Genomic DNA, 8,140 nt, shown 5'->3' on the forward strand with positions numbered 1-8,140 from the left:
ACGGCTGAACCTCGGCGGCGGGTTCGCGACCGCGCACCGCGCGCGCGTGCCGTCGCTGGAGGCGTACGCGGCGACGATCGCGTCGGCGCTCGGGACGCACTTCCCCGGGCAGCGGCCCGAGCTGCTGCTGGAACCGGGCCGGGTGCTCGTCGCGGACGCGGGCCTGCTGCGGACCGAGGTCGTGCTCGTCGCGCACCGGGGCGAGCGGCGCTGGGTGTACCTCGACATCGGCCGCTACAACGGCCTCGCCGAGGCCGAGAACGAGGCGATCGCCTACCGGTTCGAGCCGGTCGACCCGTGTGGCGGCCCGAGCGGCCCGGTGGTGCTCGCCGGGCCGACCTGCGACGGCGACGACGTGCTCTACCAGCGGACGCCCTACGACCTGCCGCTGGAGCTGCGGACCGGCGACCGGCTCGAGCTGCCGGGCACCGGGGCCTACACCGCGAGCTACGCGTCGGTCGGCTTCAACGGGATCGAGCCGCTGCGGACCTACTGCGTCGGGAGGTGGGGGGATGTCTGAGATCGGCCGCTTCACCGGGCGGCACGTCCTGGCCGAGCTGCACGGCGTCGACCCGGGCCTGCTCGACGACGCCGCGCGGCTGGGGGAGCTGCTGCGGGCCGCGGTGACCGAGGCGGGCGCGACGGTCGTCGACGTCGTGGCCAAGCGGTTCGCGCCGCAGGGGGCCACGGTGATCGCGCTGCTCGCCGAGTCGCACGCGTCCGTGCACACCTACCCCGAGCACGGCTCGCTCTTCGCGGACGTGTTCACCTGCGGCGAGCGCGCCGACCCCGAGCACGCGCTGCGGTTGCTGGCGAAGTCGCTGGACGCCGCTTCGGTCCACCTGTCCGTCCTGCACCGCGGAGAACGCTGATGCCCCAGATCCACGAACCGGTCGGCCCCGGCCTCACCCGCGTGTGGGAGGTCGGTGACGTCGTGTACGACGAGCGCACGCCGTACCAGCACGTGCTGATCGGCAAGACCGCGCAAGGGGTTTCGCTGTTCTGCGACGGCGAACGCCAGAGCACCGAAGCGAGCCAGCTCGTCTACCACGAGGCCCTGATGGTGCCTGCCCTGCTGCTGGCCGAGCGGGTGCGGCGGGTGCTGATCATCGGATCGAGCGAAGGGGTCGCCTCGCTGCTGGCGGTCGGTGCCGGTGCTTCGCTGGTCGAGCACGTCGACATCGACGAGCAGGCGGTGCGGGCCTGCGCCGAGCACCTGCCCTACGGCTACACGCCCGCGGACCTCGCGCGCGGCGACGGCCCGATCCGGGTGTCCTTCGATGACGGCTGGGCCTTCCTGGCCGCGGCCGAAGCCCGGGGTGACACCTACGACGTGGTCGTGATCGACCTGCCGGACGAGAACGACGATCCGGACGCGCAGCACAACCGCTTGTACGGCAAGGACTTCCTCGGCCGCTGCGTGCGGGTGCTGGCGCCGGGCGGGGTGGTCACGTGCCAGGCGGGCTGCCCGACGCTGTGGCGCAACGAAACGCTGCGGGCGGCGTGGCGCCGGTTCAGCGAGGTGTTCGGCACGGTGCTGTACTTCGGGTCCGACGAGCACGAGTGGGCGTTCCTGTCCGGCCGCGTGGACCGCGTCGACGACCCGGCCGCGCTGGTGGCCCGGCGGTTCGCGGAGCGGGGGAGCGAGGCGGCGACGCTGGACGCCGAAGCACTCCTCGGCGGCGCTACGCCGCCGTATTCACTCCGGCACGGCAGTGGTCCGGACCAGTCTTGACCTTCGATTATCCGAATATTCAAGCGCCGCGAACGTGAAATTGCGGGAAATGGATTTCCCGTACTCTTCGCGGTCGTGTTACTCCGTTCAGTGGCCGTCGAAATGGTTGCGATCGCGCTACGATCTGCTCCGCGCGCGATCATCATGATCACCAGGCACCGTGGCCCGTTTGGAGGAGCGTCATGCTCGTTATGCCGATCGTCGCCGGAATGATTCTGTCCGCTCTTGCCGCACCCGTCGATTCTCCGGCCACCTCGGCTCCGGCCGAAAAGATCACGCTCGACATCAAGACCATCAACGGCTCCGGCTGCCCGGCCGGCACGGCCACGGCGTCCGCGGACGTCGCGTCCGACAACACGTCCTTCACGGTGCACTACACGAACTTCACCGCCAAGGCCGGTGGTGGCGCACCGGCGCTCGAGGCTCGGAAGAACTGCCAGATCAACGTGCTCGTCCACGTACCGCAAGGATTCACGTACGCGATCGCCGAAGCCGAGTACCGCGGCTTCGCGCACCTCGAGAGCGGCGCGAGCGCGCTCGAACAGGCCAACTACTACTTCGCGGGAACGGCGCCGACCGCGCGGGTGCGCCACACCTTCCCGGGCCCGTTCCACGGCGTGTGGCGGGCCTCGGACGTGACCGACGTCGCGGAACTGGTGTTCGCCCCGTGCGGGGAGAGCCGGAACCTGAACATCAACGCGGAACTGCGCGCCGACGCGGGAACCTCCGCCGGTGGTTCTTTCATCGAAATGGATTCCGAGCACGCGAGCGTGGACACCATTTACCACTTCGCCTGGAAGACCTGCTGAATCCCGCCGTAGTGAATGACTCATTCATGTCGCCCGGCGACATGAATGAGTCATTCACTACGCTAGACGTGCGTGACGAGCAGGGTGACGCCCGCTTCGCCGCCGCAGTCCACGAAGACCGGGCCCACGCCGTTGCCGATGGTCTGGACCAGGTTCGCCTTGGCGACGAAGTGGTCCGGGCCGGCTGACAGGATCCGGATGTTCTCCAGTGCCGGGTGCTCGGGGAAGCCGCCGAGCACGGATTTCAGGCCGGTGCCGCCGCCGCAGTCGCCGGTGATCGTCACCTCCTGGCCGCGCCGGGTGGTCGGGTTGGGGCTCACCTGCACGGTGGCCCGCGCCCCCTTCGGGGGCTGGCTCGCGTTCGTCATCGTCCCCTCCGTGCTGCCCGGCTGCGCGGTCGCGCCGCCGGCCATCCCGATGCTCGCCGCCGTGACGACGCCGGCCGCGAGGGCCACGCCGAGCGCCACGCGGGTGGTTTTCGGGTTGCTGCGCATGGATGTCTCCTCCCTTGAACCCGGGCTCGGTCCGCCGGATCCGACCAGTCAGTCGCCGGGGGACGGGCCCAGGGTTCTCGAGGGAGGAGAGTGAGACGTGGATCACACGGTGGGCGTCAGCGTGCGACGCGAGGTCGTTCGGTCTCAGCGGTCGGCGCCAGGTGGCATCGTCGCTCGAACCGCTCCATCAGGACGGTAGCGATCAGGACGGCCACTGGGGTGCTCACCGCGATCCACATGCCACAAGATCTACCCAGGCCCGCGAACTCTCAATCGCCCGCCGAAAGCCCCGCGATCAGCTCCAGCAGCCTGCCGCGGAAGGCCGGGTCCGCGCCGAGCCCGCCGAGCAGGGCGGGCTCGGCGCGGACCGCCTCTTCGTGGACCGCCCGGCCGGCCGAAGTCAACCGGGTCAGGTGACGGCGGGCGTCCGCCGGATCGGGCGTGCGCGTGACGAAACCCGCCTTCGCGAGGCGGTCGAGCGTGCGGCTCATCGTCTGGTCGGTCACCTGGCAGTGCTGGGCCAGCGTCCGCTGGGGGAGCGGCCCGTCGCGCAGCGAATGCAGCGCGATCAGCCCCGCGTGGGTGAGCCCCAGATGGGCGAGGACGGTCACCCAGCGTTGCTCCACCAGTCGTGCGGCGACGGCCAGCAGCCGCCCGGTGGGCCAGGTGCTCAGATCGGGTTCGGGGGCTGTGCTCACCGTCACTCCGGGTCGTCGTGCAAAATGTTCAGCCTGCTGAACAATTGGGCGGGTTCGCCCTCGAAAGGACCTTAGCGACCATGAACGACTCCCCGCGCCGCCTCCGCTGGCTGCTCCCCGCGCTGCTCGTGGTCGCCTGGCTCGGGCTGGGCGGGTTCGGCGGGCCCTTCGCGGGGAAGCTCAGCGAGGTCGCGAAGAACGACAACGCCGCGTTCCTGCCGAGTTCGGCCGAGGCCACCGAGGTCTCCGACGAGCAGAAGGCGTTCACCCCGCGTCAGGTGCTGCCCGCGACCGTCGTCGCCGAGCGCCCGGCCGGGCTGACCGCCGCCGACCGGCAGTTCCTCGAAGCCAAGGCACGGGAGCTCGGCGCCGTGCCCGGCGTCGCCGGCCCGCTCGGTGCGCCCGAAAACGCTCCGCGGGACGACCAGGCGGTGCAGCTCAGCGTGCCGATCCTCGCCGACGGCAACCCCGGCGAGGTCGTCAAGGAGGTCCGCGCGAAGCTCGCCGGCGCCCCCGACGGGCTCTCCGTGCTCGTCACCGGGCCCGCCGGGCAGATCGCCGACCTGGTCAAGGCGTTCGGCGGCATCGACGGCATCCTCCTGCTCGTCGCGGGCGGGGTGGTCGCGCTGATCCTCATCGCCGTCTACCGCAGCCCGCTGCTGCCGTTCCTGGTCCTGCTGTCGGCGGTGTTCGCGCTCGGGCTCGCCAGCCTCGTCGTGTACCTGCTGGCCAAGCACGACGTCCTCGCGCTCAACGGCCAGAGCCAGGGCATCCTCTCGATCCTCGTCTTCGGCGCGGCCACCGACTACGCGCTCCTGCTCGTGGCCCGGTTCCGCGAGCAGCTGCGCGACACCGAAAGCCGCTTCGACGCGCTGAAACTCGCCTGGCGCGCGACCCTCGAACCGATCGCCGCGTCGGCGGGGACGGTCGTGCTCGGCGTGCTGTGCCTGCTGTTCAGCGACCTCAACTCCAACAAGGGGCTCGGCCCGGTCGCGGCGATCGGCATCGGCGCCGCGCTGCTGGCGTCGACGACGTTCCTGCCCGCGGCGCTCGCTCTCTGCGGCCGCGGCGCGTTCTGGCCGTTCAAGCCGGCGCTCGGCTCGCCGCACCCGGAGACGTCCGGCAGCTGGGGCCGGGTGGCCCGGCTGGTCGGCCGCCGACCACGGGCGGTCTGGGTGGTGACGGCGCTCGTGCTCGGCGTCGGCGTCGCGTTCCTGCCGCAGCTCAAGGCCTCCGGCACCGCGCAGTCCGACGTGTTCCTCACCCAGGTCGAATCCCGGACGGGGCAGGAGGTCCTCGGCCGCCACTTCCCGGGCGGGCTCGGCGCCCCCGCGATCACGATCGCCGACGCCGGCGCGCTGCCGGCGGTCCTGCAGGCGTCCACAATGGATGGTGTCGCGCGGTCGTTCCCGCTGCCCGGCCCCGACGGGCTGCCCAAGGTGGTGAACGGCCGGGTGCAGGTCCTGTCCGTGCTGAACGACCCGGCGGACTCCGAGACCGCGGTCGCGACCGTCGGCAAGCTGCGCGACGCCGTCCACGCGATCCCCGGCGCGAACGCGAAGGTCGGCGGCCCGACCGCGATCCAGCTGGACACCCAGCAGACGTCGAAGCACGACCGGGCGCTGATCATCCCGATCGTGCTGCTGGTGATCTTCCTCGTGCTGGCCCTGCTGCTGCGCTCGCTGCTGGCGCCGCTGCTGCTGATCGCCACGGTGGTGCTGTCGTTCGCCGCGACGATGGGCGTGTCGGCGCTGGTGTTCAACCACGTCTTCGGCTTCCCGGGCGCGGACCCGGTGGTGCCGCTGTTCGGGTTCGTCTTCCTGGTGGCGCTGGGGATCGACTACAACATCTTCCTGATGACCCGGGTGCGTGAAGAGGCGCTGACGCGGGGGACGCGTGCAGGTACGTTGCGCGGGCTTTCCCTGACCGGCGGGGTGATCACGTCGGCCGGGGTGGTGCTGGCGGCGACGTTCTCCGCGCTCGCGGTGATCCCGATCCTGTTCCTCGCGCAGATCGCGTTCATCGTGGCGTTCGGGGTGCTGCTGGACACGCTGCTGGTGCGGTCGTTGCTGGTGCCCGCGCTGACCGTGGACGTCGGGCGGCGGATCTGGTGGCCGTCGAAGCTGGCGCGGGCGGAGGGGTAGGGGAGCGGGGTCCGGTCAGCCAGGGGCCGGGTCGGTGATCAGCTCGGCCCAGAGGGTCTTGCCGCCGGCCCGGCGCAGCTGTCCCCACGCCGCCGCGCAGCGCTCCACCAGCAGGAGCCCACGGCCGCCGTCGTCGGACGGCGTCCGGCGGCGGGCGGTCTCGCCGCCGCCGTCGTCGACTTCGATCCGCAGCTTGGCGACACCTGGCAGCAGCCGGACGTGGTAGGGCGCGCGGCCGTGGCGCAGCGCGTTGGACGCCAGCTCGTCGACCACCATGACGGCGGTGCTGACGACGCTCGCCGGCAGGCCGCACAGCACCGAGCGCACCCACTGGCGGACCCGGGCCAGCTCGGTGAGCTCGGCGGAGATCCCCAGCTCGTGCCGCACATCGCGGAGCTTCACAACCGCCTCCTTCGCCGTGCCGTCGCCGGAGTACCGCTGCCGTGGCCGCGCTGCGTCGGTGGTCATGAAGACTCCAGGCCGGGGATCGGGACACGGGCCGGCGGCTCAACCCGTTCCCCGCGCAATCTACCAAAGCCGCGTGCCGCGGGCAGCGTGGCGACCGGTCACTGTCCTTTGAGGACTGGTTGCCGCTCCGGCGGTCCGGCGGCCGGTTCGATGGGTGGCACGATGGCGGTGTTCACCGTGCGGGTCAGCCGTTCGTAGGGTGCGCGGTGCTCGTCGTCGAGCAGCACCGCCAGCGGCGTCCAGACGCCCACCACGAACACCGACGCGGCCAGCGCCACGGGCAGGAGCAGCTGCCAGGGGTGCGCGCCGAGGTCCCAGCGGTCGAGGTCCAGCACCCACCACGCGAGCCACAGCGGCGAGAGCAGGACGCCGTTGCGGACCAGCAGCGAAACCGGTCCGGCCCGGCGGCCACCCCGTCGCGTCACCCGCAGCAGCATCGCGCGCTTCCCGGGGGTCGAGCCGGTCACGGCGGGCAGCACCACGAACCAGACGACGGCGAGGATCACCACCGGCGTGTCGCGGTGGCGCAGGTCCTCGCCGAACAGCGTGAGCAGGCCGAAGAGGAACCCGAGCAGCGCGGCGAACCCGAGCAGGTCGGTGGCCAGCGCGAAGAGCCGCCGGGTGAAGGTGACCTTCGCGGCGTACCGGCGCCGGTCGTGCTCTGGTTCGAGGGCGGGCAGCAAGCGGCCGAGGGGACCGGCGAGCAACCAGCCGGCGACGACACCGGCCGTGTTGAGGATCAGGTCGTCGACGCTGAACAGCCGGTACGGGCACGGGTAGACGAACCACAGGCCGGTCAGCTGCGTCAGCTCGAAGAACAGCGAGACGCCGAAGCCGATGAGGGTCGCGGGCACGAGCCGCACCCGTCGCGCGTACCGGACGTAGAAGCCGAGCGGTGCGAGCATCACGACGTTGAGCGCCGTGGTCCAGACGGCCGGGTTGTGCAGCAGCGCGCCCGGGCTCCAGTGCCCGCGGGCGCGCTGCGAAACCACTTCGACGAAGTAGAACGGCCGCAACTGCGGAGAACTCGCGTAGGTGTGTCCCGCGCAGTACGCCGGATCGGCGGGCAGCGGGAGCACCGTCTGCGTCGCGATCGCCAGCAGGTAGAAGAGGAACGCGTAGAAGACGAAGGTCTGCCACCCGCCGGCGCGGCCGCGGCGGCGGTAGCTGACGAACGCGGCCGGCAGCATGACGGCCAGCGCGACGAGCGGGAAGAGGAGGAGGGCGGTGCGGACGGGGACGAGGTAGGTGGCGACCACGGAGCCGGTGGTACCCAGCCGTGAGGGGCGTGAAGCGTGCTTCGCCCGGACGGCTGGGCTTCACCGGCAGGCGGTCACTGCGGCGGTGCGTCCTGCTGCCCGCCGCCCTGCTTGTGGAGGAAGTCCTTCACCTTGTCGGAGCCCTGGTCGATCTTGTCGGAGTGTTCGCCGAACCGCTGCTTGGCGGCTTCGGCGGCCTTGTCGACACCCTGATCGGCCTGCTCCGGGTTCTTCCCGAGCGCTTCCTTGGCCTTGTCGAACAGGTTCATCGGTCGTGCCTCCGTCCGGAATTCGATCATCGGTCGCCCCGAGGAGAACACCGGCTCCCGCGGCCCGCAACCACCAGGCACCCGTCGCGGGGATTTCCGGCGTTTTCGCGGGTGAAAGCCGGGGTAGCGGGTTTGGACCGCCGGGTTCGGGGTACGGGGTGAACCGCTCGGGGCCGCGGCCCGTATACCGGGTGAGGATCGCCGGCCCCGCCGCACGGGCCGGTCGCCGCCGCGAACGACGACGTGAGGCCCCGCCATGCCCGG

Annotated in this window: 9 protein-coding genes and 1 pseudogene; 5 read left to right on the forward strand and 5 right to left on the reverse strand. The window is 71.5% G+C overall.

The genetic code is table 11. The annotated features are described in order from the left end of the window. The 4 genes and pseudogenes from G3I65_RS18380 to G3I65_RS18395 form a co-directional block, all read left to right on the forward strand. Window positions 1-520 (forward strand): annotated as a pseudogene (locus tag G3I65_RS18380) (ornithine decarboxylase); the annotation flags it as partial. After that, window positions 513-872: an adenosylmethionine decarboxylase gene (gene speD, locus G3I65_RS18385; RefSeq protein WP_160697197.1), complete on the forward strand. Its 360-nt coding sequence runs from the start codon at window positions 513-515 to the stop codon at window positions 870-872. The pseudogene G3I65_RS18380 and the gene speD, both read left to right, overlap by 8 nt. Next, on the forward strand, window positions 872-1,735 hold the full coding sequence (locus G3I65_RS18390) for a spermidine synthase (protein WP_160697198.1): 864 nt from the start codon (window positions 872-874) through the stop codon (window positions 1,733-1,735). The genes speD and G3I65_RS18390 overlap by 1 nt, the downstream gene beginning before the upstream one ends. A gap of 191 nt (window positions 1,736-1,926) precedes the next feature. Next, window positions 1,927-2,544 (forward strand): DUF4360 domain-containing protein, encoded by a 618-nt coding sequence (locus G3I65_RS18395; RefSeq protein WP_163046718.1) that lies wholly within the window; start codon window positions 1,927-1,929, stop codon window positions 2,542-2,544. 62 nt (window positions 2,545-2,606) lie between these two features. On the opposite strand, the gene G3I65_RS18400 is transcribed toward G3I65_RS18395, so the two are convergent. Both G3I65_RS18400 and G3I65_RS18405 read right to left on the reverse strand, forming a co-directional pair. Next, window positions 2,607-3,038, reverse strand: coding sequence for a hypothetical protein (locus G3I65_RS18400; RefSeq protein WP_160697200.1), 432 nt, complete (start codon window positions 3,036-3,038; stop codon window positions 2,607-2,609). Between the two features lie 269 nt (window positions 3,039-3,307). Next, complete coding sequence (locus G3I65_RS18405; RefSeq protein ID WP_160697201.1) at window positions 3,308-3,742, reverse strand: MarR family transcriptional regulator; 435 nt, start codon at window positions 3,740-3,742, stop codon at window positions 3,308-3,310. A 74-nt stretch (window positions 3,743-3,816) separates the two neighbouring features. Between G3I65_RS18405 and G3I65_RS18410 the strand changes: the two genes are divergently transcribed. Next, window positions 3,817-5,880: an MMPL family transporter gene (locus G3I65_RS18410; RefSeq protein ID WP_160697202.1), complete on the forward strand. Its 2,064-nt coding sequence runs from the start codon at window positions 3,817-3,819 to the stop codon at window positions 5,878-5,880. A 15-nt stretch (window positions 5,881-5,895) separates the two neighbouring features. Here the strand turns inward: G3I65_RS18410 and G3I65_RS18415 are convergent, their stop codons facing one another. The 3 genes from G3I65_RS18415 to G3I65_RS18425 form a co-directional block, all read right to left on the reverse strand. Beyond that, window positions 5,896-6,348, reverse strand: coding sequence for an ATP-binding protein (locus tag G3I65_RS18415; RefSeq protein ID WP_166640255.1), 453 nt, complete (start codon window positions 6,346-6,348; stop codon window positions 5,896-5,898). A 98-nt stretch (window positions 6,349-6,446) separates the two neighbouring features. Beyond that, on the reverse strand, window positions 6,447-7,607 hold the full coding sequence (locus tag G3I65_RS18420; protein ID WP_160697203.1) for a VanZ family protein: 1,161 nt from the start codon (window positions 7,605-7,607) through the stop codon (window positions 6,447-6,449). Between the two features lie 74 nt (window positions 7,608-7,681). Continuing rightward, the gene (locus tag G3I65_RS18425; RefSeq protein WP_125316185.1) at window positions 7,682-7,876 is read right to left on the reverse strand and encodes an antitoxin; all 195 of its coding nucleotides are present in this window, start codon (window positions 7,874-7,876) and stop codon (window positions 7,682-7,684) included. Between the last annotated feature and the right edge of the window lie 264 nt (window positions 7,877-8,140).

The organism is Amycolatopsis sp. SID8362 (assembly GCF_010550475.1).
GTDB lineage: Bacteria > Actinomycetota > Actinomycetes > Mycobacteriales > Pseudonocardiaceae > Amycolatopsis > Amycolatopsis eburnea.